The following is a 25,988-nucleotide window of genomic DNA, read 5'->3' on the forward strand; positions in this document are numbered from 1 at the left end:
CATCTGTTGGGAGGAACGCCGCGCCTCAGCACCAGTTCCCCCCAGGCTTTCAGCGCCCGGAGCGGCGAAATATGGGGTCTCCCCCTGCCCTCGCCATCCGAGCACAGGCCCGGTTTGCCTGGGCTTGCCGGCCAAAAACGGTCTTTGGGAAGGCCATAATATGACGCCAGGCAAGCGTTGCCGGATGGCAACACCTAGACATCGCCTATCTCAAAGCGTCCCGACTAGCACCGGATCAGCGCGGTATTCGGCTGGGAACATGCGCTCGAGCGAATAGATTTTCGGCAGGTCGTGGACCACGATATAGGGCCAGTCCGGGTTCAGCGTCAGGAAGTCCTGATGATATTGCTCAGCCGGATAGAACGCCTTGAAGGGCTCAAGCGTGGTGACGATCGGGCCTTCGAATAGTCCGGTGGCGTCGAGCTGGGCGATATAGGCCCGCGCTACGTCCTCCTGATCCTTGTTCAAAGGGAAAATTGTCGAACGATACTGGGTGCCGTGGTCCGGGCCCTGGTAGTTCAGCTGCGTCGGGTTGTGAGCGACGGAAAAGTAAATCTGCAGCAGCGTGCCGAAGCTGACGACAGAAGGATCGTAAGTGATCTCGACGGTTTCGGCGTGGCCGGTGTCTCCGCGCGTCGTCCGATCATAAGTGGCGGTCTCGGCTGCTCCGCCGGAGTAACCGGACACGGCATTTGTGACACCCTTGACCCGCTGAAACACGCCTTGCACGCCCCAGAAGCAGCCACCGGCCAGCACAGCGACGGCAGTCGGGCCCTTTTCGACCAGGTCCTGATCAGGCGGTGGAATCTCGACCGGCTTTTCCTGGGCAAACGCCGGGCGCGCCAGAAGCGGCATGCCGAGAATCGGCAGAACCGCCATGCCCAGCAGCAATTTGCGTCGGCCCGTAACCAGTGTTGTAAGGGATTCGGAGGAAGCCTCGGCCATGATCAGCACCTTCTGCTCAAACTCAGTTACAGCAGATACGGTAGAAAGGCGTCAAACGTTACAGCGCAACGTGCAGATCACGAGGATATGAAAGTAACAATGACCGCTCGGTCAAAAGCCAACCCGAACCGGAAACTTCAACGGTGAAGGGTGGCGCGAGAGACGGGGCTCGAACCCGCGACCTCCGGCGTGACAGGCCGACACATTCTATTTTGAAGACTATGAGCGGTTTCAACTCACGCTCATACATTATTGGCCTGGCAACGCCTAAAGTTGAAACCGCATTTGCTACCAAGGAGCCTTTGGCACAACTGGCTGTGGTTGCGCTGTCTTGCCCTTGCCAACGCATACCGGGCGCCCGAACTCCCAACCGCAATAATTGACCCGGCCGTCAGCGCGAGCGATGCCGAATGCTGCGTTCGGAGCATTGCACTCAACACAGAAGTAGATTGGAAAGAACGGCCCTGCCCCGGCATTGGTCGGAACGATCTCGCCTGTGGTCATCTGGTACTTGGTGGTCATGTCGTCAGTAGCAATCTGTAGCGGGTGGGAGAATCGCGTGTAATTATGCTTGGCATGGCCCGCGTCCCGAATACAGCAGGCAGCGACCTGACCAATACCCAGCTCGATCGCATGGTTGATGCGCGCTGGGCTGCGGCCCAGCGTAAGCGTATCTACCGCTGGACAACCGACCAGGACGAGACCTCGTCGGATTGCATAATGGTTGGGATAGGCGGCACCAGCGTCGACATGCTGACCGCTGGCCCCTCCTACGTTGAGCCTCAAGCAAGTATCTATTGGTGCTCGCAGATGACTAGGCTGGGGTTTTTCGAAGCGGGCGGCGATAGCGGTCCCTACCCCGTGCTCGAAGCGCTCCAGCAAGCCGACCTCATCGCCAGCCTCATGGGCTATGCGGGCGTGGTGATCCTGCTCAACGAGGCGGGGATATGGCGTCCCGAGTGGGGCATCTTGGCAGAAAACGAGGGTTTGTGATGTGCGGTCGGTTCACCAATGAGATGACCTGGGCGCAGATCCACGCGCTTTATTCGATCCACGACGCGCCGCCGGCAGCAACAAACTCCCGGCCGCGGTTCAATATCGCGCCGACGCAAGAAGTCGATTTCGCGCATCTGGACAAGACCGGCAACATAGAGCTCGATCGCGGCCGATGGTGGTTGGTGCCGTTTTATGCAAAAGAGCTACCAAAGAACGCGATGTTCAACGCTCGGATTGAGAGCGTCGACACCTCTGGCGCGTTCCGGGAGGGCTTCAAGTCGCGGCGCTGCCTTATTCCGGCCGATGGCTATTTCGAATGGACCGTCAGCGAGGAAGACGGCAAGAAAGACCCTTGGCTACTGCAGCTTCCGAGCGCCTTGCCCTTCAGTTTCGCCGGCATATGGGCGCACAACGACAATCTTGGCGTGACCAGTTGCACAATCATCACGGCGCCGGCGGTGCCTGAGATTGCACACATTCATAAGCGCATGCCAATCATCCTCGCTCCAGAGGCCTACCGCACATGGCTCAATACCGAGATCCAGGGCAAGGATGCGAAGACCCTGCTGCTGGACGCGCAAATAGATAGCCAGCTCGAGTTCCACCGAGTGGGCCGAGACGTTAACTCCAGCCGGTACGAGGGGACGGACACCAAGAAGCCGCTCCTCAATTCGCTTTAACGGCGCCGCCGGCGGCGGTATCCGCCCGATATGGCCTCACCCTTTGGCTGGTCTGGTATCTCGCCGCTCTCCCGTCTTCGCGCAAACTCGGAAGATATCTGACGGTAGAGGTTGGAGAGCACAGGATGCTCTGCAGCTATCTCTTCGCCATAGGCTCGGTGGAGGTGCCACATCACCTTGCGAAGGAATTCAGCATCCTCTGCAAAAAGGCTATTCGGCACCGGCTGCACAGGCGCACGCGCCACTACCATCGCCGCCTCTAAGTCGATGTTTCGCGGCGGCTCGGTTTGGACACATCGCCACCATGCGTCTGTGGCCTTGTCCGCAGCGCCTTGCTTGTCGGGCCAGAAGCCATGCTCTGCAAACCATCCATCCCAACGGACGCGCCAAAGCCAGTGCTGAGTGGGCCCATAAGGCAACACGTCGGTGTTGTAGCCGGTGCTGTGAAGGCGAATCTCTGCATAACGCTGCTCATGATCCGTCGCGGTTGGATAGGCGACAAATCTGTCGACTTCCTTGCGCCACTTTAGGCGTTGCAGCTCGCCCATAGGTCACTTCTTTATCGGGCGCTCGACGGACAGCGCTTCTCGCACGACGGCCGGCGGCCAGCCCGTCAGCTTGGCAATGTCCTTTGCATCCAGCCCGGTTTGATGAAGGCGACGTATCCGAACAGCGCGCGGGACTTTGATGGCGATTCCCATTGCGATCTCCACTTGAAAATGTGAGAACGAAATAGGAACACGGAGACCACTCATGTCAACTACCACCACCACCAGATTGATCGTGATGCTGGCGTTTGTCCGCGACGACGAAGGCGAACTGCAGCCTGCTTTTGAAGCGCGAGAATGCCAAAGCGAGGGGCAGGCCAAGCAGCAGGCTCTGCTGGCCAAAAGCAGTGGAAAATACGCTGGCGTAATAGCCTGGTCGCGCGAAGCTAACCTTGTAAATGGAGAGTTTGGTCCGCCAGAACCGATCTTCCAATGGGGTGAAATCCCTCAGATGGAATAGGCCATGAGCGGTTTATTGCCCGCTCAAGACACCTTGCGGAGTCCGCGCCTCAGCACTTCAGATTGAAGCCGCTCAATCCAGTGGGTTGCGATCAGGCTGGGCGAGTGGAGCCGATCAAACGAGTATAGCAGTTGCTCATCCGTCATTTCGGCAACACGTTTGGCCGCCGTGATGTCATCGACGCCAGCGCCAAGGAAATAGCTAACATACTGGTCAACACCCTGATCTGTCATATGCGGACCCGCGAGCAAGAAGGAGTGGGGCACAAGTACAGTACCCGCGGGGTCACAGCAACGTGAAACGAGGTGCCGGCACACTCACATCGTTAATGCGATACGCATGAGGTCGGCTGTGTTGCGCGCGCCAAGTTTTTCCATAACGTGGGCCCTGTGGACTTCGACGGTGCGCGGTGAGATGCCGAGCTCCTTTCCTGCCTGCTTATTGGACCTTCCATTGACCACGCACTGCATTACTTCGCGCTCTCGCGGAGTGAGTTTCTTAAAACCCTTCACTTCGACAGTTACATCGCCACCGGCGACTGCCGGCACAATGTGAACGTCCTTTCGAAGTTCATTACATACTGAGTTCACCAGTAGCTCGCCATCAATCGGCCTTACGAATACGTCCCGAGCTCCCATTTTCATGGCCGACACGGCCAGGCCGATGTCAGACGGGCTGGCCAGCATGATGACTGGCGTTCCAACTTTTAGGGAACGCACGCGGTGAAGAAGGTCTAGGCCACTTTGTTCGCCCACCGACAAGTTAATTATCGCAACATCTGGCCGAAGCCGCTCAAGCGATGCCACGAAATGCGCAGCATCGAGCGAAAACGTAGTTTGAAACCCCTCGAGACGGAACAGTACACTCAACGCCTCGCAGATGCGTGCATCAGGGTCGACTATATGAATCAATCGCTTGGCTAAATCGTGTTTCCGGATTGCACCGTAATAGCTATCTATCCTCTTTGCGACATTCGCTTCCAACCGCATTATTGTCACCTTTCTCAGACCTGAATCAGAAAAGACGAATGAGGAAGATACTAACAGCTATTCTGCGGTCAGAATTTTATCTATCACTAGGGATTTATACTGAGAGAGCTCCCATTTAGAGACTAGTCAGCAGCGGGCTTATGAGCGGCTCCCCAGCAATAGCCTACCCGAGATAAGCAAAAGCGTGCATCAACCGGGCCGCTAGCGCCGCAATTCCCGATCCAGGCGCATCTCTTCGCGGATGCGGTCAATGCCCTTGGCCAGCGCGGCGTGACCTTCGGCGATCTCTTCGCCGGTGCGGCGCAGTTCGCGCAGTTCGCCTGTCAGCTCATCGACAGCCTTGGTCGCCAGCTGCAGCGCTGTCGGATCGACGATGACGGCCGCCACCTGGGCCGACGACTGCGACGAGGCCGGACCTGCCGCCTTGCCGCGCCGCTCGCCCAGCCAGGCGAGGCCGATAATGATGGCGAGGCTGATGCCAAAGGCAATCACGGCCAGGGGCGGCAGCTGGGAGAGATCAGGAAGTGCCACGGCTCTCTCCAGCGTCATGGGATGCGCGATAGATATTGACCAGCTCGAGCACGGCAAAGGCCGGATAGATCGCAAGCCAGGTAGTGACGACGCCCGAAGCCGCGAAGGCGAAGGTCCAGCCCACGAACAGCAGAAAACCGCCACCGGCCGAGACTTGGCGAATGCGCGGCGTGACGTGACGCCGGGCCCCATTGATGATCAGCCCGACAATGCGCATGAGGCCGATGAGCACCATGAACCAGCCGAGCAGGTTTTCGTCTCCGAAAATGGCCCGGAACCCGGCCCATGCGGGCTGGTCGAAGGTTTCGTCGGGCAGGAGCAGGACCATGCCAAGCGCCAGGGTCACGAAGGCCAGAAACCATTCCGGGATGCGAGGGCCGAATCGGTGGGTGATTTGCACCCACAGACCCGGCCCCGCATATGGCGCTTGGCCGCCGGTCATTTCGCCCGGCCGATCAGCGTGTCGCCATTCGGCAGGACAACCGGCAGCTTCGGCGTCAGCAGGCGATCGAGCGCCGCCTTGCCGGCTGCTGTCGCCGGATCGATGCCGAACGTCTGCAGAGCTTCAGGAACAGAGCTTTCGACATAGCCCCTGGCCGTCGAGAGGATGGCTTGCGAAATGACGTTGCCGGGCACCCAGCCCGCCTTCTGCAAGGCATAAAGCACACCATTCATCAGCGCCGATTGCAGCGCCTCACGGTGGCGAGCCTCGATGTCGATGCCGGTCTTGGCCTTGAGCATGGCCACGCCCCAGCCCACCAGCGCTGTAATGAAAAGGCCAAAGGCCGGAACCAGGGCCGTGACCACCTGCTGGATCATCGTCAGCTCGGACGTGACCGTGACGAGCCCATCCTGCGCAAAGGCCGCCACCGGCGCCAGCATGACCGCGCCGATGACGAGGCCGAACATGAGGGCAGCGAACATCGCCGCCTGCTTGAGCAGTCGCATTGTAGTCTCCTGTGATGTTGAGAGGGGTGACACTTCAGTTTTGCGGCCAGAACGACCGCACACTTCAATCGACCTTCGCGGTCGGTAGGCTATGCAGCCAGCTGGCCGAGCGGATCGGCCGGTACGCTGAAGCAGGGGCAGGCCTTGGCGGCATATTCGTTGTGGCCGCTGATGCGGCGGACGCCCTTGTGCCTGGCCACAAGCTCGCGGACCAACCACAGCAGCGAAGCCTGCTGCGCAGCCGTGCGGGTATCCTTGGCCGCCTTGCCATCGGCCGAGGTGCCGCCGATATAGCAAATGCCGATCGTGCCGGTATTGCGGCCGGCGACATGGCTGCCCACCTGGCCCACCGGCCGGCCAAGCATCACCCGACCGTCGCGATAGACGACATAGTGATAGCCGATATCGCTCCAGCCGCGCTGCTTATGCCAGGCGCGGATATCGGCGACGGTGAAATCCTTGCCTTCCGGCGTCGCCGCGCAGTGGAGGATGATTTCAGAGATCGGTCGGGCCGTAACCAGCAGCTGCAGCGTCATTGCATTGGGCGGCAGGTCGCCGCCGTGCGGCCAGGCCGGCACAGCGTTCGGGTCAGGCTGAACGGCTGCCGGCGCCTTCCCCATGGCCGCCTTGTCCGGCTCTGCCCGGCCCGGCTTGGCCGCCTCGGCCGCACGCTTGAGCGCGGTCATGGTCTGCGGCCCGGCTTTGCCATCGACGATGAGGCCAAGCCGCTGCTGCGCCGCGCGCACCGCCTTGTCGGTTTCCCGGCCGAAATGGCCATCGACGGCAATGGGCGGGTCGCCGGATACCTGGTTGATGAGGATCTGCAGAGCGCGCACGGCAGCGCCCCGCGCCTCGAGCTTGAGGAGCGTGGTCAAAAGATTTCTCCAATTTTACGTTTTAGAAGGTCACCTATCGGCGGCGTTTTTGGCGCTGGCACACAAACTGGATAAGTTCGTGCATCTCAGCATCACTGGGCTCGAAGCTCATCGTTGCGCAGGCATCGAGGACCGCAGCACGAATGCTTGTCCCTTCGAGATTTTCGCAATCGTATCGAAGAGCCCGCTCGGATACTTCGCGAAGATGCATGCGGCGCACATAGTATCCCGCCACTGACGAGCCCGGCGCTTGGGCCCGAACACGAACGGCAGGATGCCAACGGTCGAAACAACGAACAGCGCCGGCAGGGCCAGCCACCAGAGCCCGGCGTCCCAGACGCAGTGAGCGAAGGCGACATTGGCCTGGTCGAAGATGGACCAGTCCGTGGTGTCGAACAGGGTCACATCGTGGATATCGCAGCAGTGGCGGATCGAGATGCCGGCGATGATGTCAGGGATGCCGGTGCAGCCGTCCATTGCGGTCAACATGGGCTACTCGACTCTTTGCAAGCACAATGCAAATAATCGGAAGCAAAATAGCCTTTGAGGGACGCTATGCCATCAAAACTGATCTTCGTTATTATGCTTTCTGCATCACTTCTGGGGTGCGCCCACAATAAAAACCAGCAAGTCATGGTGTCACCGCCTGACAAGGTATGCACCGACCCCATCACAGATTGCCCGGTGGTTACCGGAAATGGGGCGGCCGGCAAGTCGACCCAGGCCACGACGCCTCCAGACAAATACTGCTCCGACCCAATCACAAACTGCCCAGACGTGAAGAGCACGAAACCAACGAAGCAGTAAGCGCAGCTCAGCATCACAAAGCCGCCGCGTAAGCCCAGAGATCGTCGAGCTCGCTGGCCTGGAGACCAAGCGCCAGGCGCGCGGCTTCGACCAGCGGGTGATCGCGGCGGTATTCCTGCGAAAATTCCAGCATGGCCGAGGCATGGGCCCAGGCGAGCGGATCATAGGCCTCGGCCTCCGGATCGTTGAGGCTATCCACCCAGGCGCGCAGCGGGACCTCGTGGCCGGTGGCGCGGAGGACGCCCCAAAACTGATAGGGCTTCAGCGTCGGCAACGGCTGCGGTTCGGGCTCTGGAGCGTCTGCCAGATCATGCACAAACTTCACCGCACCGCCGACCCGCTTCACGGTCTGGCCGGTGCTGACCTTGCCGTCCGGCACCGGGTCGGCCGGGGCCGGATTGTAGAGCCCGATGGCATTAAGATCGGCTTCCGGCCAGAGGCTGGCAATGGCGCGAGGGTATACGACGCCGGATATAGCTTCGCCGGCCCAGGGGGCGAACCCCTGAGGTGTTTCGAGATAGGCCATGATGTGATCCTATGGGTTATGCGGGGGCGCGAATGGCAATGCCACAAACGCGGTCTCCTGTGGCTGTAAACCCAAGTAGGTTCACGCCGTCAGAGCGGTTGGAAACGATATCACCTGATAACTCTGCTGCAGAAGAGTTCGCTTGTAGTACAGCTTCACTTCCTGACCACGCTGGAGTGCGGACTCTGTCGACGATGTACCAAGGCCCAACCCGCGAAATGTATTTCAAGATAATAAATTGCACGGGCCAACCTGTAATAATGGGGTCATTACCGGACCCACTGCATGTGACATCAAATGCCTGAATAACCCCATCCGGGTCAGGGTCGTGAGCCCATGCGTAAAGTATGTAATTGCCGCTCGGTGCGCTGGCTAAAAACGTGGCCACATTGCCAATCATCACCAAATTTGCACCCGAACTATATCGTGCATCGGTCGTATTGAGTTTAAGGTTGAAACCATAGGCTAGACCCCGAACCCAAGTTGCCCAATCTGAATTCGTGTCCAGTCGCTTAATAGTTACTAGTCCAACATTTCCTAAGCCTGAAAGATCAATCGAAGTGTCGGCACCATTTGTATGGGTGAACGTCACAACCTTGAAAAAGCGGTCCTCATCAACAAATGACCACGAGACGTAATTGTTTAAATTTCCGTTCAGCCCACCGGCATTTGATCCAAGGAAGTACCCATTATTGTTAAATGCGGTAAGTCCATATTCAAGACCCTGTTGCGCATCGCTAGAGCTTGTTTTTAACGCCCCAGCGCCAACCCCCCTCAGGCCATCGATGAGAAAATGGTCGAACGGCTGATTTCTCACCTTGGTCCAGACCAACCCTCGCGCACCGGAGAGGTCGATACCATTGACAATAGTCTGCGTTGCGCCATTTCCAATATAGCCCTTTGTGGCGAAGACCTTAGAAACATCCGGGGCAGCCCCGCCGGCCCCACCCATCAGCATCGCTGAACTCAGCCCCGGCAACATCAGCTCACCTTCTTTCCGGCGAGGCTGATCAGCACCTTGCCACTGGAGAGAACCGTCCCCACCACCACATTGAGCGCATTGGCCGTGGTGTCGATCGCCAGCGCCGCCCCACCGGCCGTTTGCCAATAGGTTGCGTTGTGCGCCAGCGTCCGGCCACCCGTCGCGTCCTGCAGCAGTTCGAGCACGAAGGTCTGCCCCACCTTGAGATTGCTGGTGGCGCCCAGCGTCACCGCCCCGGTCATGGTGCCCTTGGCCGAGCCGAGGAAGTTGGAGAAGTTGATGCCGACGGTCCCGGTCAGATTGCCGAGATTGACGTTCGCCGCTGCCAGCCAGAGGTCATCAGCGACAATAACCTTGTCCGCAGCAGCGGCCCGGATTTCAGCTGCCGTTGCAATCGCCGCCGCCTGCAGCGCTGTATCGGCTTTTGCCAAGGAAGCAAGAGCTGGCGCAGAAAGTGCCAGCTCTCGATTAGTAGACAAATCCCCCCCTCCAGCGAGGCCGGAGCCGGCGGAAATAACCCGGGTTGACAGAACCGGACCATCCTCGGCCATGACCGCGCTATCCGCCAAATCCTTCACCCGCTGGCGGACATAGGCTTCGGTGATGTCCCCGCCGGCATTGTCGGCGAGGTATGTTTCGGCGTCAGCGTTGAGCTGCGCTCGCGTGCGGACGGTCATTGCGGCCTCCTCAGGCGTTCAGGATGCGATAGACGCCAAGTGCATTGACGGTGATCTTGAACGGCGTGCCCTCATTGGCCGTGCGCGGCGCGTCGAGATCGATGAACCAGAGCGGCCGCGAATTGGTCTTGTCGATGATGATATAGGCCTCGGTCGGCCCGATATCGCCGCCGGTGGCCGTGACCTCGATATCGGTGCCGTCCAGCATGGCGCCGGAACCTTCAACCGTAGTCACGGTCACCGCGAAGGCCTCGCCACCCTCATCCCAGCCATTGCCATAGACTTCACGCGGACGGTGGCCGCCGGAGACGGCGCCGGCCACCTGGTCAAGGGTGGTGTTGGCCGCGTTGAAGGTCGCCGCGCCGGTCAGAAGCATGATGGCGAGATTGTTGAGATCGACCCCGCCATTGAGGAACAGCGCAGACGTGTGGTTATAGCGACTGATGGTGTCAGCCATGGTGCATTCCCTTCGAATGTAAGGATGGGCTCTCGCCCGGAGGTATCGGTCCTAGCGGAAGCCGAAATTGAACCCGGACGAGAAGGCCGGGATGCGCGGCGCGGCGTCATCCGCCGCCGCATTATCGACAGGCACGGTGAGCACCGCGCCGGTCAGGATTGTTGGGGCGAACTCGACCTGATCTGTCACATCGACCGGGATCGCCACCGAAGCGCCACCACCCGCCTGGGCCAGATAGTCATGGGCGAAGGTCGTGTCGGTCGGGATTTGCAGCACCACGGCCTGGCCGGTGAACGGCGCAATATCGACCTGCACAGTTGCGTCCATCGGCATTGCCAGGATGACGCCAGTCGCAATGGTTGGGGCAATGTCGAACTGCTCGAGGATGTCGGGCGGCAGGCTCATCGCCGCCCCGCCGCCGCCCATGGCCGGGAAGTCGTGGCCATAGGTCACGTCGACGGGGATCTGAAGTGCCACGCCACCACCGGCCTGGACCAGATAGTCGTGGGCGAAGGTCGTATCGGTCGGCAGGGCAAGCGCAACGCCGGTCAGTACGCCCGGCACGAATTGATGAATGGCGCCGCTATCGGTCGGAATTTCCAGCGTGGCGCCGGAACCGGTCAGGATCGGGTAGTCACGGTCATAGGCCTTGTCGAGCGGCAGGACGAGCACCACGCCAAAACTGGTGGCGGGCGCCGGACCCATGATTTCCTGAATGGTCAGCCCTGCCCCGCCCCGCGCGAAACTGGTTTGCGATAAGCCGTCGCGCTCGGTGACGCGGCCGAGAAAGGCCATGCGTTGCAGCAAGGCAGGGGCCGCGCCCGGGTCCGCGATGAACAGCACCCGGCTGCCGCGCTTGGCCGACCGCAGGAAATCATAGCCTGCGCCGAACAATTCGGCTTCCGGAAGGTGATCGAAAGAGCCGCGCCAGGCCCGAGGCTCCGCCCGGCTGCGCACCAGGTCCTCGCCATTCAAGCTGGTCGCGACAACTGCGCGATCGATGAAGCGCAGATTGTTGCCCTCGTAGCCATAATTGATCGAGGGCTGGAAGAACGGGCCGACGAAAAAGCTGGCGATGTCGAGATAGCCGCTGGGGTTGAACGGGTCTTCGATTTCGATCCGAACGGCGCGGGCGGCAACCGCACTATCGAGAATGATGTAAATTGACGGCGATCGATCCTCGTCAGCCTCGGCCGGCACTAGCCCTTCCAGCCATCCTGTCGTCACGGCGGGCGGCGCGGACATGTCCAGCGTCGGCCAGAAGCTGGCGCGCACCCGCGCAGCCGGCGTGCAGTTGGTCCACCCTATATAGACCGCTGCCAGATCGGTGGTCTCCGCCAAGGCCGCATCGAACCTTGTATCGAGCGGCGAGACCGTGCGCGAGCGGGCGATGAACTCCATGCGCTCTTCGAGCAGGTTTTTCAGCGGCAGTTCATCGATCCAGTCGCCACCCGAAAGCGTCATGGGCGGCGGCGAATGAACGAACAGCGCGCGGCGGAGGCTGGTGGCCATTGCGGTCAGGTCCAGTGTTCTTCGGATCGATAGTCAGGAGGAATCGGCACCATGGCCTCCAGCCGATCAGCAGCGGCGCGCAGGGCAGCGCGCTCGGCAAGAACGCTCTCCGGCACCGGGCGGCCATCGGTCGGGTCGGCGGCGCGCGTCACATACCAGTCGGTATATTTCAGCCGGCGGCCGGCCTCGCGCTTCACCATCTCGACAGTGACGGGCTCCGGTGGTGGCGGCACGAATTCACCATCGACGTAGCGCCATCCCGGCATGATCTCGATACCGGCATGGATTTCATGGCCTTCCGGGCAGTAATCGAACTGGGTCTGCAATTGCAGGTCGGACCCGGCCTGGCCGGAGCTGGTCACAAGACCATCCTCGCTGCGCACGATGGTAAAGGCGAAATCGCTCATGGCTCACCGCTTGAGGTTCATGATCGCGAAGGTGGAGCCGGGCAGCATTTTCCAATAGGCAAGCCCGCTCTCATTGTCCGCGTGGAAGGTGAAATTGTAGGTGCCGGGATTGATGTTCTGCCCATGCACCACCGAGACGCCAAAGGCGAAATTGTCGTCGTAGAAGGCCCGATACGACTTCATCTCGATACCGTTGTACTTCAGCGAATACCGGATATAGCCGGTCACTTCAGCGCCCGAAGTTGGACGATCGAGGAAGCCCGCCGCGATGATAACAACGCGGCCCGTGGTGACGGTGAAATTGCCGGAGGCCAAGATGCCTTGCTCGCCATTGCCGGTGAACACGGCCATGTCGGTGATGGCGTTTGCTTCAACCGAACCGGTCGCCACCACCGGAACGCCGTTCACAAACAGGGCCTTCGTGTCGATCACACCTGCTGAAAGCCTCCCTGGCAGAAGCAATCCGTTTTGATCGAAGACGGAAATAGGGCTGCCGCCTGCGTCGAGGAACTTGAAGCGACCGGCCTGGAACCGCATTTCGTAATTGGTGCCGACGCGAGAGATTTCCATGCCAGCGCCCGCAGCCACGCCACCTGAAACGCTGCGAACCATAAGCTGAAAGTTGGTAGCGGCGCTCGTCGGCCCGGCATTGGCCAAAAACTGTATCCGACCGTTAGCACTATTGCCGTTGGCTAGAGCCTCAACTTCTGTGGTTTTGGACGACAGTGACCCAAACTGATCGGCGCGGGTCGTCTCTTCTATCAGCAGCCGCGCCCTGGTTGCGGCAAGGCCGGTGGTGCCATTGTTGACACTGCTTTCCAACGTACTGGTGCGATTGGCGAGTGCGCTGTCCGCACTCACCCGAGCGCTTTCTTCTGTGCTGATCCGCGACGACAGCGCAGCGAAGCCGGTCGATGGGTTGGTTGCAGATGCCTCCAAAGACGAGGTGCGCGTGGCCAGAGCGCTATCCGCTGTGACCCGCGAATTCGTCTCGTTGGTGATCTTGGTATTGTAGTCGAGTTTGATCGCGTCGAGATCGCCCTGGATCGGCGCCGTCGTGGCCGAAACCACATAGCCGCCGCTCGCAGACGCCGGGAACCAGACCCCTTCATTGCCCGAAGGATCAATCGCGCGCACCCACACATACCGAGCCGTCGTCGTTGTCAGCCCGGCGCGCGTATAGACAGGCAGAACCGTCTCAGCGATCTTCGTGGCGGCCGCGCGGTTATTGGTCGTCGCCTCCCAGATCTCGAACTTGGCCGGCTGCATATAGCTCCGACAGCCCTGCCCGCTTGGGGCGGCATAGGAGATGTTGAGGATGTAGCCGCCCACCACGCTCGCAACGCCGAGCGCGGTAACCGCAATCAGCGATGTCGCCATGAACTAGCCCCAGAGCGTGAGAATGACTTTGTCGTCCTTGGCCACTTCCTGGCGGCCGATGACGACCATCGGCTTGCCAGCCTGGTAGCCGAGCCGTGGCAGAGTGAGCGTGCCGGTGGAGCCCAGCAGCATTGATGTTGCGTCTTGCCAGTTCACAGAGACCTGCAGAACGTCGCGGCGAACCTTGTAGAGCGCCAGATAACGGGCCGCTTCGGCTGCAGCGTCGGCCGCCGAGGTGAGGCAGGTTTCGATGACCAGCTCACCGGCCATCGGATGCTTGATCTTGATCGACGCGTCTTCGGCAATCGCCTCACGCCACTCGTTTTCGACGAAGCTGACAAATGGGTTGCTAGCCTCATCGAGCACGCAAGGCGCGATCTCGCTGCGACTATGGACCCGGTAGCAGCGCGAATGGCGCACCACCACCCGCCAGACAGGCAGGCCGTTTTCCGTGTCGCGCGACAGCTCGCGCGCAATGCTTGACCCTTCGGTCAGGATGAAGGGCTCCGTCAGCGACCAGGTTGGCACCCCGACACCAACAAACCGGCCAACTTGAAGCACGCCGGTCGGGCTTGGCACAATCCAGCCCTGCACCGATTGCAGGATCTCAGACACAACCGAAAGCGCTGTCCGCTCCTGCGCGATGTAGATACCCAGCACGAATGGCGCGGCCGCATTGAGGGCTGCAATCGAGGCCATGTCCAAGGCTGGCGACGTGATGCCAATCTTGGCCAGGATACGCTGCACCAAGGCCCCTGCCCGCTGGTTCGAGCCTTCAACCACGTCACAGGTCAGAACGTCATCGGTGATGTGGCCCAGGCGGAACAGCCCCAGCGACAGACACGTCAGATAAGTGCCCGGCGACGGCGAGGCTGCAGCCAAGGCCGCCAGAGTGGCAACATTGCCCGCATTGGTCAGCGCCACCCCACCATCGAATGCCGCGATGCTCACGACTGCACCGTCATGGGCCTGGTAGATTTCCTGTGGCCGGTTTACGCAAATCGGCTCGATGCGAAAGGTCCAGCCGAAGTTCAGCGGCTTGAGCTGATCCTTCAGGTTCTCATCGCCATCAGCCTTGTTGACGCTGGATGCATCGATTGTGGTGCCACCATATCGATTGGCCTGCACCGGCTTGTCGAGGTCGAGCAGCTTGTCGTAGAGGTGAACGCGCACATCGTTGTACGCATCGCCCGACGACACGCCGGTCATGGTGGTCCGAAACAGCACCGTCGACGAGGCATAGCTGGCCCGCGCATTGGCGAGCCGCCGCACCGTGAAGTCCCGGCTATCGACCCCGAAGGCAAAGAGCCCATCGAGCCACCCATCGACATTGACCAATGTGGCCTCGCCTGGGTCGCAGCTCGACGGCCCAAAGGTCCGGCCCGGCTGGAACAGTGTACGCTCGAGCGTACCGGGATCAGCCACCCGGCGCGTATAGATCGCATTGGCCGCGCTTTCGGTCGGCCGCGTCACCAGCCCATGGCTCGAATAACGCAGCGTCTCGACGGAGGCCCCGTTGTGGGCCCCCATCTCGATGAGGTATTCGCAGGCATCCATCAGCTGGCCTTTCGCATCGCTGCGAGGCGAGCCGCCTGCCCATTGTCGCTGACAGCCTTGGCCACCGAGCGAGTGGCCTCGACATTGCTCGATGCGATCTGATCGCCCTGCCGCCGCTCTGCCCGAAGTTGGGCCAGCTCCTGCCGGAGTTCATCCCTGAGCTGCTGCAATTCACGCACCACGTCGGCCGAGCCATTGCCGTTGGCCGCCGCCATCTGCATCGATGCGCCGGTCGGATAGACCTGAGCGCCGCGCGGCAGGTTGAGCAGTTCCGGCCCGCGCTCGCCAACCCAGGCCAAACCGCCGGGATGGAAGCTGGTGCCGTCCGCATAGCCCGGGACACCCCACTTCATCGCCGCCGAGGTCAACGGGCTTTCGCCAGCACCAAGAGCCGTGCCTATGAACTGCCGATAGAGTTCAGAGCCGGTCATCCCGCCTGCGATCTTGCTCTGCCAATAGGCGGCGCCCTCAGCATCCGGAGCCCGGCCCAGCACATCCCGATAAAGCCCCAACACGTCCTGGCTGTAGCCGGAACCAGTGTTGTAGTTATCGTTTGCCGCCCGCTGCAGCGCCATGACGTTGGTGAGGTTGGCAATGGCCTGTGCCACCGACATCACACCAGAGTTCAGGTCGATCAGCAGGCCAACCTGCTTGTCGAGCGCGGCAAGCTGCTTTTCGGCTTCGGTGAGCTGACCATCCGATACCGCCAAAGCTTGGTCGAGGAGGGTCTCGACCTCCTTGAAAATGGCGAAATAGGTCTCGCTATTCCGGTAATAGGCACGGGCCTCGGTGAGATAATCCCGGCTCACATTCTCCAGATCAGCAAGAGCATTGGCATCGCCGCCGAGCGCCTTCTGGCTGACATCGGCGAACTTGCGCTGCACCTCCTGGAACCGCTCCCACTGAGACAGCGGAGAGAGGTTACTGTCGAGCCGCAGCCCGTCGCGGAACTGCTGCAGCGAACCGATATAGGCCCGCGTCCGATCGATCACTTCATTGAGCGAGCGCGCCTCTGCGTCATAGGCCGTGCGCAGGTCCGACCGCGCACTTTCAACCGCACGATTGGCCTCCTCGACCATGGCGAACAGTCGTTCTGGCGACAGCCCGTTTACGAGCTCGTCGATATACGGCTTCACCATGCCCAGCGCGTTCGCCAGGTCAGGGAACCGCACCGCCAGATCGCTGATCTGATCGGCCGTCAGCTTGCTCTCGTCGATGATCTTCTGCAGCGTCAGGGTGAGCTCTTCGCCGGCCTTGGGGGCATCGGTGAGCAGGAACGCGGCATCCTTCATGCGCATGTTGAACTGGTCGAGCGCATCGGCTGCCTGGTTCACATATTCCATGCCGCTGAGGGCGAGGATATTGCGCTCGATCTCGTCATTGAGCGCTCTGCCCATCGTCCCCTGCAGGCGCTCGAAGCTGTCCTGCAACTTGCGGGCATAGTCACCGTCGCCGGCCGCCCAGGCGAGCGCGCGAGCCTCGATCACCTGCTTCTCGTAATCGGCAAAGGCTGCCGCATAGGAGGAGATTTTCTCTCCATCCATCGCCGCCATCATCTTCTCGAGCGCCGGCCGGGCTTCGTTGAGCTTCTGCTTGGCCTTTTCCAGTTCGGCATTCATGCCGAAAAGGCCACCGACCACACCGGCAATGCCGCCGATGACGGCGCCAAGAGGATTGCCACCCATGGCGACAAAACCCTGCAACGCGCCGCCAAGCCCGCCCATCAGCGGGTTTGCCGATTGATAGCCGAGCCCCAGCCCGCCAAGGCCAGCCGAAATCGCCCCGCCCTGCCCCTTCAGCGCGGCGAAGATGCCCCCGGCAGCGCCCGCCTGTGTGCCTTCCTTGGCGCCGGCCTTCACCGCATCGCCGATCAGGCCAAAGCCGTTGTCATTGGCGGCCAGGCTGCCGCCGGTCAGTAGCCCATCGAACACCTTGCCGAGATTGGCCTGCCCGATCTGCGCAAAGCCGGAAAACACCCGGTCAAGGAAGTCGTCGAGGTCCGAAATCGGCTTGGAGAACAGGTCCGACAATACCGAGCCAAGCGTGCTCTCGATCGCTTCCGCCGCCTGCCGTCCGGCGCTCTTGGCATCGTCCGACAGCGACCGCAGGCCCAGCGAAGAGGCCTTGAACAGGTTCCCGATCTCCGCCTCGACCGCGCGGCGCTGAAAATCATCGAGCTTGCTGCCATACATGTCGAGCGCGGCCTGCAGCTGCTGCGCCTCCCGCATCGCATATTCGCCGGGAAACAGCGCTTCGGCCAGCTTGTCGGCCGTCGAGATGAAGCTGTTGAAATCCTTCTCTGCCGCCCTGAGCGCCTTGCCTGCCGCGCCGGAACTGGCCTCGGTGCGGTCGAACTGCGCATTGGTATTGCCCAGCGCCACGGCCAGCTGTTCATTGTTCAGCGCCAAGAGCCGGTCGACATCGGCCTGCGCCGCGCCATTGGCCAGCGTGGCCGAAATGGTCTTGGCCTGTTCGGCATATTGCTGGTTCACCCGCGCCAGCGCCTGCTGGCGGCCGGTCAGCGCGTCGATACTGTTCTGCGCCGTGACCGTCGAAAGCTGCTGCTCGGCAGCAGCCAGCCCGGTCACTTCGGCCTTGGCCTTCTGATAGGCTTCGGTCAGCGCCTCGGTACGCTGGACATATTCGTCACGCGACAGGCCCGCCGCGCGCATCGCCTCCAGGCTTTCGCGACCCTTGTCATAATCGATGGTAGCGGCAGCAAGCCGGTTGCCGGCTTCCTGCGCCGCCGCAACCGCTGGAATGAGCGCCTGCAGCCGCTGCAACGAGCCAGCATAGATATTGGCCGCGCCGGCCGCCTCGCCATAGCCGCGCGCCGCCTGCAGGGCAGCAGCCTTGGATGCGTCGATGGCTGCAGCCGTGCGCCGCGCCTGTTCTTCCAGCCGCCGTTGCTGATCGACCAGCTCCTGGACGCCAGGTCGGATGTCAGCGAAGCTCTGAAGCTCGAGATTGAGCGCCACCTGCGCCCGCTCAGCTTCGTTGGCGCGCTCACGTAGCCCCATGAGCTGACGAGCCAACTTGAACACATTGTCAGCAAGATCGGAGATGATCGAATTACCTGTCTCGAAGAACAGCCCGCGCGCGGCCTCCGCAGCTGCATCGAGTTCTTCGCGCGTATTTGACGTCGAGAGGCCAAGCTGCAGCATGTAATCGACCTGCTGTCGAATACTATCCAGCTGATCGCCATCGACGCCGAATATGCTCGGCGCACTTGGACTATTGAGGTCTGCAAGGACGGTCGACAGGCTGTCATGGACAGCGTCCATATTGGCCTGCAAGACCATGGTCTCACCGGCTATCTCCCTTATCCCCGCGGCAAGCTCCAGAGCAACGACGCCCTTCGGCAGGCGCGCCGCCGCCTCCCCTGCGTCATTCGCGGCCTGACGAACACTCTCATAGCCGCGCAGAATGTCGTCGAGCCACTTATCATGTTTTTCAAGCGCTTCTGCCGCCCTGTCAGCTTCACCTTTGGCGGACGCGAACCACTGAATGGCGGCCGCTCCCAAGGCCACAAACCCGATCGTCAGCAGGCTCACCGGATTGATGATCGACACGAAAGCCGTCGCCAGCCCGCGCAGCGGGTTCTGCATCGTGTTGAGCACGGCCGAGAGCTGCGTACCCTGTTGCAGCGCGATCATGATGGGGTTCATCCCCATGGCGGCCGTGACGCCGATATCCTGGAACTGCGCCGCGATATTGGCGGTCGAGCCAACAGCATTGTCGTTCGCCGCCGCCACCCTGTGCATGGATCTGGCGAGATTGTCATTGGCCGAGGCCAGGCCATTGGCATTGGCCCGCGCCCGCTCCTCCGCCGCCACCAGCCGCTGATATTTCGTCTCCAGCAAGCCCACTGCGTTTGCATGTTGCATGGCATCGATGGCGCCCTGCTCGAAGGCCCGACTGACCACAGCCGCTTCGCGGGCCATCTGCGCCTGCAGCGCGATCATGCGGTCGTTGCGCTCCATCACCCGCTGGTAGTCGCGGGCGGCCGAAACCTGCCGGCGCGTGCTGGTTTCGGTCACCCGGGCCGCGGTCTCGCCCGTGGCTGCCACCTTTTCCTGCGCCGCGCTGACCTTGTTAAGATCGCGCTCGACCTTGTCCAGGCCCTCGCTCTGGCCGCGCACGGTCACCGAGCGGACGACATTGACCTGCATCGCAAACTCCTGGTGGCGGGAAGCCGTCTAGCGGCCAGATTGAGGTTTGGTTTTGGATCGCTCTGCGACCCATTTGAGATAGACCCCATCCAGGCTGCGGATGAGGAACCGGAAGGCCTCGAAATCATCGGTGCCGGTCACACCGAAACGGGCGGCATAGGCGTCGAGCGCAGTGAAAGGCACCGGCCCGACGCCCATGCCCATCGGCCGGTCGGTATGGACTTCCCACCACGCCGACCAGGCGAATTGCAGATGCATTTCCATCTCGGGGCGGTTGGCCAGCGCCTTTGGCGTCTCGCCAGTCTCCGCCTCGAGGTCTTCAAGCCATTCTAGCTTGTCTGCCCAGTCGAGCTGCCAGACGAGCGCGGCTTCGAGTTTTTTGCGTCATCCTCCAGGGAGACGCGGGCCTCTTCTTCGGCGACGCCGGCAGCCCAGACCACGGCATCGCGCAGCGCCTGCATATCCACTTCGCTCAGCAGCTGCTTAGCCAGCTCAGGCGAATAGGCCAGCGGCTTGTTGTCGTCGTCCTCGAACCCCTTCCAATCGACGAGAATGGTATCGGCAAGGCAGCGTCCATCCACCTGCGCCTTCATCTCGGGATCGGTGATGGCGCCTGCCCGCTTCTTGCCGCGGGGCACCGTCTGGATCAGCCGCTGGTAGAGCACGCGGTAATCCGGATTGCCCTGCGGGCGCACCTTCAGTTCGACACCGGGAAAATCCGGTATGTCGCCGATCCAGATGCCCGCTTCGGCCTTGGCCAGATCAGTCTTGAGGCTGTTCATTTTCATGGGAAGTGTCCTTTTCGCCGGCCCCTTCGGCCGGCTCGTTCTGTTGCTCCGGCCGGATGGCGCCATGCCCCTTGCCGACCACCAGGTCGGCATAGGCATCGGCCAGGATCGGCGTTTCGCCCTTGGCGAAATGCCGTCTTTTGCCGTTGGGATAGCCGGTAAACCCGACGGCAATTTCGACGCGTTTCATGGCCGTCAGGCCACTTCGCGGGTGATCATCAGCGTGCAGTCATCAGCCCCAAGCAGGCCGCGATAGGGGATCGACACCATGATGTCGTCGTCATTGCCCCCAGCCGTGACATTCCCATCGCCAAGCCGCAGCTTGTCGATGTCGAACTGGTACTTGTCGCCGCTGGCATTGCCGACCTGCAGCGTCAGGTCGGCAAGGCCATGGTCGAGGCAGGCCTGGTACAGTGCCTTGCTCTGGAAATAGCATTCCAGCGTGCCGCTCACGTCGAACCGGCCGGCCCCGAACTCATGGCTGAACTTGGTGCCGACCGCAGGGCGGGTGCGCAGATTGTTGCTGATCTCCAGCGTCAGGCTGCGCACCACCGGGGCCGGCGTGATGCTGCCGATCGACAGGGCCGCCACATTGGCCGAGGCGGTCGAGACCGGCGTGTCGGTCGGGTCGAGATAGGTCGCACCCGCAACAATCGCTTCCGCCACCGTTTCTGCGCGGCCCATAATGCCGAACGAGCCGGTAATGGCCGCGCGCGCGCCGATCGACAGCGACATCGTATTGATCATGCAGCCGGCGAAACGGCGAAACACATCGGTCGCGCCCATCTCATAGGTTTCTTCGAAGGTGAAGGATTTTGGCGTGATGCCGTTCTTCAGCACATCATTGTCCCAGGCGCCGAACATCAGCCCCTCGAGCAGAAAGTCGAAGGTGCCATAGGTCAGCTCGAAATCGTAGGAGCCGGTCACGTCCTGGCCCAGTTCGAATTCGTCGCGCACATTGCGGTCGGCCTGGCGCTCATTGCTGGTGCCGGTCGATTTCTGCGTGCGCAGACCGCCATTGCTGCTGCGGATGGTCTGGAAGGCCGGCGTGGCCGGGGTAACACCGAAGGCGGTTTCGGCAATGGCAGCAACGCGCACACCGCTTCCCGACGCAAAAGCCATGTCAATTCTCCTGAGATGAAGGGTTTGCCGGCTCAGCCGGTGATGTCGAACCTGTAAGGAACCGCAATCGCCACCACGAAATAAAGGCCATTGCTGTTGCCGCTATCGGCGGAGCTGGGAGCGAAGGTCTCGACCCCGTCGAAGTGTTTGCCGCGAAAATGGCTGGCAAGGCTGTCAGCCCAGGCGCGCGCCTCCTCGGTGCCGCTGCCACGCTGGACATGCAGCACCAGCCGCGCCGCTCCCTCTTCGCGATAGATATTGTTGCCCGGCGCCCCGAACGACGCGCGGACCGATTCCGAGAACGGAAACTGCATCACCATGTATGGCGAGCCATCGGCCGGCACCTGGCCACCTGTATTCTCGTCGATGATCGGGCAGAGGCCGATCTGCGCCCACGAACTGAGCCTGGCCGCAAAGGCGGCCACCACGGCAGCTTGCGCCATCCCTACCTCCCCAGCCGCACGATAATCGCCGGCTGCCGCTCGGCCGACTTGTTGGACCGGCTTCCGGCAACCGTCCGATAGCCGAACAGCACCCGCGCAACATTGCCGAACCGCCGCGCGGCCACCACGGCCACGGCCTGATAGACGCCATCGGGTGCCTGATCGGACAGCCCGGCTTCGATCTTGCGGGCATAGGGCAGCATGTTGACGAAGATATACTCCGCCGCATCCGGGATCTTGCTGGTCACTTCAGTGCCATCGGCAAACATCACATGATTGCGCGCATAGGCGCCGGTCAGGACCGGCGATGTCAGCACCAGCTGCCGGCCGATCCACTCGAGCGCGTCATTGACCAGGTCGAACTCGGCCACGATCACGCCATCCGGCCGCACGCTGGTCAGTGCGGCCGCACGCCGCCCATCGACGAACACTTCCCGATGCACCGCCGTGCCGAGCGCCGCCCGGTTCTGCCGATCGGCCTCGGCAATCTGCTCGCCGGCATAGTCTGCCAGCGCCCGGCTGCGCGCCTCCGGCGACAGGTCTTGGGCAACGATGAAAGCGATGTCGCGCGCAATCGGCTCGACCTTGGTCGAAACTCTCATCCGCGCACCTGCATATTGAGCCGCACCAGCACGTCGGCCACATAGACCAGCTCGACATTCTCCACATGACGGCGCCGGCCGAACATCACCACGAAATCGCCCCGATGCGGCGGCTCCGCTGCAAATGCCGAGCCGACAAGACCACTGGGCGAAATCACCACCTGACTATCGCCCTGCATGATCCCCTCGCTGATCTCGTCCGGCTTGTACTGGCGCGGGAACCCCCGTACCTCGTGCGGCACCCCGCCACGCTCAATCCGCACCGCGCTGCCATGACGGTCAATCTGCCGATCCAGCATCCCGATCGCTTGGTCGGGGGTCATATCCAGTACACCCTAAGCGGCTGCAGCAGCATGTCGGTTGCAGCCTTCACCGCTTGGGTGGCCGCCTCGGACACCGTGTAAACCGTAGAGCCGACGCCCTCGACATCCTCCTGGCGAAGATAGAGGCTTTGCGCGCCCATGGCCTTGAGCTGCTGCACACCAATGATCACGGCCTGCTTTGCGTTCGCCGGAACATCTTCGGCTGCATAACCAGCCTTATAGGTGATCGTCACCGCATCGGCCGAGCATTCGGTTTGAGGCAGCGCAAAACCGGTTCCGAACTGGCACCGGTTTCCACCCGACAGGCGATAGTGGCTCTCATCCACCACCTGCTCGACACCATCTGCGTCTCGATAGACGACGCTGACAATATCGATGACTGGCTCATAGGGCAGTCGAATGACGCGTGAGAACCGAGGCAGCGAATACTCCAGCTCCTGCTCGCCCAGCGACCGCCCCAGCCATCCGGTCGGTCCATCAATCCCAGCCTGCACGGCGGCGATCAGCGCAATCACCCCTGCGTGGGATGCGCCTTGCTCGCTGGGGACATCGTCAGACGTGACAATAGGTGCGGGACCGGAGAGGCGACGAACGGCCATAATTAAGCAGCGGCCTTAAGCGCGGCCAATATGCCAGCCACATCGGTAGCGGAAGAGATGTCGATGGACTTTTTCGCAGCAAAAGCCTTGAGCTCGTCCACCGTCATGTCGTCAAGGTGCTTTTCCTTCATATCGGCAGCTATCAGGGTAGCGATCACATCACCCTTGTTGCGGGCCGCAGAAACATCCACCCCTCGCTTGGCGGCCAGAGCGTCAAGCTGCGGGCGGGTAAGCGCACCAAGCTCCGCTGCAACATTGCTGTCCGCCGCCGAAATGTCGTCCCCCACGGGATCATCATTGGACGCATCAACTACAACCGCCACGCCACGCTGCAGCCAGCGATTCATGAAGGCCTGAAGCCATTCGTCGGTCGGATCCTGCTGCAGGCCGAGTTTTTCGCGGACATCTTCGCTGGCGAGAATGGAACCGGCCTCAAAGGTCGGGCCCTTGCCAGGCGCGGCTTCATAAATCTGGGTAGAAAGGAACCGGATGCGCATGGCGCCAACCTCAATGAATGAGAAAAGGGAAAGCGGGGCCGGAGCCCCGCCCTATCAGTCGACGATCGCGCTTGCGGCAGCAGCGCCAGCGAACTTGGCGCCGCGCAGGATGTAGAGTGCGGCGATCAGCTGCGAGCCCGCAGAACCAGTATCAGGAACCTGGAGCTGAATGCAGTCGAAGCCATTGTTGACGTCGAGATCTTCAGCATCGAACTCGATCAGGAACAGCCCCTGAGCCTCAGCACTGGCCGCGTCGGTATAGGTATTGGCCGCAGCCTGCGTGACGGTCGTGAAAGTGCCGATACCAGTCTGGACACCAACCTTGGCGTCGATGCGGGTAAAGTTCAGCGCCTTGGCATCGGTGCCCGACACATCCTTGGCCTGACGCACTGTGATAACCGGGTCATCGCCGGCCACACCGGCCGCCTTCATCAGCACGATGGTGCAGCGCTCGTAATTCTTGAGCGACACCCAATCGCCATTGTTGGCAGCAGCCTGAGAATCGACCGGGACGATTGCCGTCACGATCTGCGTATCCTCCGCGAGGAGGTTGTTGAGGTAACCCATGATGGAAAACTCCAAGCGCCCATTAGGCGAGGGTGAAAGGGGAGACGCGCCGATTCATCCCGGCGCGCTGATCGCTTAGCGGGAAGCGAGGGTGATGTAAGGCGACTGGGCGTTCGCGCCGTCGCGCTGCGCGATAGCCGACGGCCACCACGGCTGGCCGGCAACCCGCATGGTGAAGCGAAACGCCACCATGTCCTGGTCGAACCAGAGATGGATCGACACATCGGACTTGATGCCGTTGGCATCGCGGCCGCCGCCGGTCTTGGTGACCGTCAGATACTGGGCGAGGTCAACCAGCATCACATCGCCAAGATCGCCGATGGTTTCCGCAACCTGATGCGGGATCACCGGACGGCCCCAGAGGGTGCCATACATGTTGCCGGAGACGCCGCCGGGAGGCAGATAGACCGGCTGGTTGGCCAGGCTCATCAGCGGCAGGGTAGCTTCGACGTCCGGGTGCATCAGCCACACCGCAGTGCGGCGCGAGGACACGGGCAGACGGCCCCACATCTTCGCCAGATTGGTCACATTGACGGTGTCGGCCGTCTGGCCGGCCTCGGCGGCAACGGTCACCAGAGCGGGCGAATTGAGGAACCCGAGCGGCATGCCAACGCCAGTACCGCGCACGATCGCGTCGGATACCTTGAAGTCCATCTTTTCCGGAGCTTTCCGGTTCAGATAGGCGCCCATTGCAGGCGCATCTTCAAGCAGTTCTTCGGTGACCGGCACGAGAGTGGCCAGAGTGTGCAGCTTCAGCGTGGTTTCGCCGAGAGCAGGCTTGCTCTGCTGCTTCACACCAGCTTCGGCCGTCCAGTAGGACTGGATGCCGCCGGAGGTCTGCCAGGGAGTGGTCGAGTCTGTCGGCAGCGTGATCGTGTTCGAGCTCGACTGCAGACGATCGGTCATGGCCAGAAGGCTGTCTTCATTGAAGACCGGAGCCAAGATTTCGGTGCGGAAGTCGGCCGGAACTGCGAAACCGCCGTCGGCACCAGTGCCTTCATTGCCATAGGTCGATACCGCAGCATTACGCAGACGGGGGTCCATGTCGCCACCACGCTGGGACGCCTGGCGAACTGCATTGGCGAATTCGCCGAGGTGACGGAAGCCATTGGTGCCGCGAGCAGTAGCCGCCGGCTGAGCCGGAACAGGGCGCGCGGTGCCACGCGTAGCCGCATTGCTCGGCCGCTGCCCAGCGGAATTGTTCGGCTGGTCGACAGTGTCCGCATTGTCGTCGGGATCGGTCTGACGGCCACGCGGAGCAGTCAGCATCGCATTCTGGGTGTTGACGCGATTGCGCAGTTCGATCTGGCGCTCGAGGTCGTCGAACTCGTTGGTCAGACCTTCGATTTCGGTCTGCTCCTGGTTGGTCAGATCGCGGCTTTCGCTTTCCGCCCGGGCCAGAATAGCCTGGGACGATTCCATCAGCGCCTGCTGACGATCGCGATGCGCATCAATGGTCGCGTCGGTCGGGCCATCGGCAAACATGCCGAAGCCGTAGGGAAGTGCGCCAATGGCCAGCACGGCCAAGACGCTGGACGGCACCGTGAAGTGCTTACCCATGTCTATACTCCTAAGAAAATGGCCCGCCGAAGCGAGCC

The 25,988-nt window shown here is 61.5% G+C and carries 31 protein-coding genes and 1 pseudogene; 3 read left to right on the forward strand and 29 right to left on the reverse strand.

All coding sequences use genetic code 11. From position 1 onward, the window contains the following. Positions 1-210: 210 nt before the first annotated feature. Positions 211-945, reverse strand: coding sequence for a peptide-methionine (S)-S-oxide reductase MsrA (msrA, locus tag BGO80_RS00840; protein ID WP_126151869.1), 735 nt, complete (start codon positions 943-945; stop codon positions 211-213). 567 nt (positions 946-1,512) lie between these two features. Here msrA and BGO80_RS00845 point away from each other — a divergent pair. Both BGO80_RS00845 and BGO80_RS00850 read left to right on the forward strand, forming a co-directional pair. Further along, positions 1,513-1,938, forward strand: coding sequence for a hypothetical protein (locus tag BGO80_RS00845; protein ID WP_286718160.1), 426 nt, complete (start codon positions 1,513-1,515; stop codon positions 1,936-1,938). Continuing rightward, positions 1,938-2,621, forward strand: a complete 684-nt coding sequence (locus tag BGO80_RS00850) for an SOS response-associated peptidase (RefSeq protein ID WP_286718163.1) — start codon at positions 1,938-1,940, stop codon at positions 2,619-2,621. Before BGO80_RS00845 ends, BGO80_RS00850 begins: the two co-directional genes overlap by 1 nt. Here BGO80_RS00850 and BGO80_RS00855 read toward each other — a convergent pair. Together BGO80_RS00855 and BGO80_RS00860 are read right to left on the reverse strand one after the other, a co-directional pair. Beyond that, a complete protein-coding gene (locus BGO80_RS00855) occupies positions 2,618-3,169 on the reverse strand; it encodes a hypothetical protein (protein ID WP_286718166.1) in 552 nt (183 codons plus the stop codon). The two genes, BGO80_RS00850 and BGO80_RS00855, sit on opposite strands and share 4 nt — an antisense overlap. A gap of 3 nt (positions 3,170-3,172) precedes the next feature. Then, positions 3,173-3,322 (reverse strand): hypothetical protein, encoded by a 150-nt coding sequence (locus BGO80_RS00860; RefSeq protein ID WP_286718168.1) that lies wholly within the window; start codon positions 3,320-3,322, stop codon positions 3,173-3,175. 52 nt (positions 3,323-3,374) lie between these two features. Here BGO80_RS00860 and BGO80_RS00865 point away from each other — a divergent pair, with 52 nt between their 5' ends. Further along, the gene (locus tag BGO80_RS00865; RefSeq protein ID WP_286718172.1) at positions 3,375-3,629 is read left to right on the forward strand and encodes a hypothetical protein; all 255 of its coding nucleotides are present in this window, start codon (positions 3,375-3,377) and stop codon (positions 3,627-3,629) included. 317 nt (positions 3,630-3,946) lie between these two features. On the opposite strand, the gene BGO80_RS00870 is transcribed toward BGO80_RS00865, so the two are convergent. The 26 genes and pseudogenes from BGO80_RS00870 to BGO80_RS00995 form a co-directional block, all read right to left on the reverse strand. After that, on the reverse strand, positions 3,947-4,618 hold the full coding sequence (locus tag BGO80_RS00870; protein WP_286718175.1) for a response regulator transcription factor: 672 nt from the start codon (positions 4,616-4,618) through the stop codon (positions 3,947-3,949). A gap of 201 nt (positions 4,619-4,819) precedes the next feature. Further along, a complete protein-coding gene (locus tag BGO80_RS00875; RefSeq protein WP_286718178.1) occupies positions 4,820-5,149 on the reverse strand; it encodes a hypothetical protein in 330 nt (109 codons plus the stop codon). Beyond that, on the reverse strand, positions 5,136-5,495 hold the full coding sequence (locus tag BGO80_RS00880) for a hypothetical protein (RefSeq protein ID WP_286718181.1): 360 nt from the start codon (positions 5,493-5,495) through the stop codon (positions 5,136-5,138). The genes BGO80_RS00875 and BGO80_RS00880 overlap by 14 nt, the downstream gene beginning before the upstream one ends. 92 nt (positions 5,496-5,587) lie before the next feature. Continuing rightward, positions 5,588-6,097: a hypothetical protein gene (locus BGO80_RS00885; RefSeq protein ID WP_286718184.1), complete on the reverse strand. Its 510-nt coding sequence runs from the start codon at positions 6,095-6,097 to the stop codon at positions 5,588-5,590. 89 nt (positions 6,098-6,186) lie between these two features. Continuing rightward, on the reverse strand, positions 6,187-6,972 hold the full coding sequence (locus tag BGO80_RS00890) for a peptidoglycan recognition protein family protein (RefSeq protein WP_286718186.1): 786 nt from the start codon (positions 6,970-6,972) through the stop codon (positions 6,187-6,189). 108 nt (positions 6,973-7,080) lie between these two features. Then, entirely contained in the window at positions 7,081-7,461 is a 381-nt protein-coding gene (locus BGO80_RS00895) for a hypothetical protein (RefSeq protein ID WP_286718188.1), read from the reverse strand. Between the two features lie 331 nt (positions 7,462-7,792). After that, on the reverse strand, positions 7,793-8,305 hold the full coding sequence (locus BGO80_RS00900) for a hypothetical protein (RefSeq protein ID WP_286718189.1): 513 nt from the start codon (positions 8,303-8,305) through the stop codon (positions 7,793-7,795). Between the two features lie 16 nt (positions 8,306-8,321). Beyond that, complete coding sequence (locus BGO80_RS00905; protein ID WP_286718191.1) at positions 8,322-9,287, reverse strand: DUF7483 domain-containing protein; 966 nt, start codon at positions 9,285-9,287, stop codon at positions 8,322-8,324. Then, positions 9,287-9,964 (reverse strand): hypothetical protein, encoded by a 678-nt coding sequence (locus BGO80_RS00910; RefSeq protein WP_286718193.1) that lies wholly within the window; start codon positions 9,962-9,964, stop codon positions 9,287-9,289. The genes BGO80_RS00905 and BGO80_RS00910 overlap by 1 nt, the downstream gene beginning before the upstream one ends. Positions 9,965-9,974: 10 nt before the next feature. Next, the gene (locus BGO80_RS00915; protein ID WP_286718196.1) at positions 9,975-10,421 is read right to left on the reverse strand and encodes a hypothetical protein; all 447 of its coding nucleotides are present in this window, start codon (positions 10,419-10,421) and stop codon (positions 9,975-9,977) included. Positions 10,422-10,472: 51 nt separating this feature from the next. Then, a complete protein-coding gene (locus tag BGO80_RS00920) occupies positions 10,473-11,933 on the reverse strand; it encodes a hypothetical protein (RefSeq protein ID WP_286718197.1) in 1,461 nt (486 codons plus the stop codon). A gap of 5 nt (positions 11,934-11,938) precedes the next feature. After that, positions 11,939-12,340 carry a hypothetical protein gene (locus BGO80_RS00925; protein ID WP_286718199.1) on the reverse strand — a complete coding sequence of 134 codons (402 nt, stop codon included), beginning with the start codon at positions 12,338-12,340 and terminating at the stop codon, positions 11,939-11,941. Positions 12,341-12,343: 3 nt separating this feature from the next. Then, positions 12,344-13,720 (reverse strand): phage tail protein, encoded by a 1,377-nt coding sequence (locus BGO80_RS00930; protein ID WP_286718202.1) that lies wholly within the window; start codon positions 13,718-13,720, stop codon positions 12,344-12,346. Positions 13,721-13,723: 3 nt separating this feature from the next. Further along, on the reverse strand, positions 13,724-15,277 hold the full coding sequence (locus BGO80_RS00935) for a hypothetical protein (protein WP_286718204.1): 1,554 nt from the start codon (positions 15,275-15,277) through the stop codon (positions 13,724-13,726). Then, positions 15,277-19,449 carry a phage tail length tape measure family protein gene (locus tag BGO80_RS00940; RefSeq protein WP_286718207.1) on the reverse strand — a complete coding sequence of 1,391 codons (4,173 nt, stop codon included), beginning with the start codon at positions 19,447-19,449 and terminating at the stop codon, positions 15,277-15,279. Before BGO80_RS00940 ends, BGO80_RS00935 begins: the two co-directional genes overlap by 1 nt. Positions 19,450-19,476: 27 nt before the next feature. Beyond that, positions 19,477-19,749, reverse strand: a pseudogene (locus BGO80_RS00945) (phage tail assembly chaperone); the annotation flags it as partial. Between the two features lie 29 nt (positions 19,750-19,778). Continuing rightward, positions 19,779-20,237: a phage-derived protein YdaY family protein gene (locus BGO80_RS00950; protein WP_286718214.1), complete on the reverse strand. Its 459-nt coding sequence runs from the start codon at positions 20,235-20,237 to the stop codon at positions 19,779-19,781. Continuing rightward, positions 20,212-20,427, reverse strand: coding sequence for a hypothetical protein (locus tag BGO80_RS00955; protein WP_286718217.1), 216 nt, complete (start codon positions 20,425-20,427; stop codon positions 20,212-20,214). The genes BGO80_RS00950 and BGO80_RS00955 overlap by 26 nt, the downstream gene beginning before the upstream one ends. A 5-nt stretch (positions 20,428-20,432) precedes the next feature. Beyond that, positions 20,433-21,359 (reverse strand): phage tail tube protein, encoded by a 927-nt coding sequence (locus BGO80_RS00960; RefSeq protein ID WP_286718220.1) that lies wholly within the window; start codon positions 21,357-21,359, stop codon positions 20,433-20,435. Between the two features lie 32 nt (positions 21,360-21,391). Then, a complete protein-coding gene (locus BGO80_RS00965; RefSeq protein WP_286718223.1) occupies positions 21,392-21,802 on the reverse strand; it encodes a phage tail terminator-like protein in 411 nt (136 codons plus the stop codon). A gap of 2 nt (positions 21,803-21,804) precedes the next feature. Next, positions 21,805-22,404, reverse strand: coding sequence for a hypothetical protein (locus BGO80_RS00970; protein ID WP_286718226.1), 600 nt, complete (start codon positions 22,402-22,404; stop codon positions 21,805-21,807). Then, positions 22,401-22,727: a hypothetical protein gene (locus BGO80_RS00975; protein WP_286718229.1), complete on the reverse strand. Its 327-nt coding sequence runs from the start codon at positions 22,725-22,727 to the stop codon at positions 22,401-22,403. The genes BGO80_RS00970 and BGO80_RS00975 overlap by 4 nt, the downstream gene beginning before the upstream one ends. Beyond that, positions 22,724-23,326 carry a head-tail connector protein gene (locus BGO80_RS00980; RefSeq protein ID WP_286718231.1) on the reverse strand — a complete coding sequence of 201 codons (603 nt, stop codon included), beginning with the start codon at positions 23,324-23,326 and terminating at the stop codon, positions 22,724-22,726. The genes BGO80_RS00975 and BGO80_RS00980 overlap by 4 nt, the downstream gene beginning before the upstream one ends. A 2-nt stretch (positions 23,327-23,328) precedes the next feature. Beyond that, the gene (locus BGO80_RS00985; RefSeq protein WP_286718233.1) at positions 23,329-23,823 is read right to left on the reverse strand and encodes a hypothetical protein; all 495 of its coding nucleotides are present in this window, start codon (positions 23,821-23,823) and stop codon (positions 23,329-23,331) included. A 54-nt stretch (positions 23,824-23,877) separates the two neighbouring features. Further along, positions 23,878-24,390: a hypothetical protein gene (locus BGO80_RS00990; protein WP_286718236.1), complete on the reverse strand. Its 513-nt coding sequence runs from the start codon at positions 24,388-24,390 to the stop codon at positions 23,878-23,880. Positions 24,391-24,465: 75 nt separating this feature from the next. Beyond that, positions 24,466-25,950, reverse strand: coding sequence for a phage major capsid protein (locus tag BGO80_RS00995; protein ID WP_286718239.1), 1,485 nt, complete (start codon positions 25,948-25,950; stop codon positions 24,466-24,468). Between the last annotated feature and the right edge of the window lie 38 nt (positions 25,951-25,988).

This window comes from Devosia sp. 63-57 (genome assembly GCF_001899045.1).
In the GTDB taxonomy this organism is placed as follows: domain Bacteria; phylum Pseudomonadota; class Alphaproteobacteria; order Rhizobiales; family Devosiaceae; genus Devosia; species Devosia equisanguinis.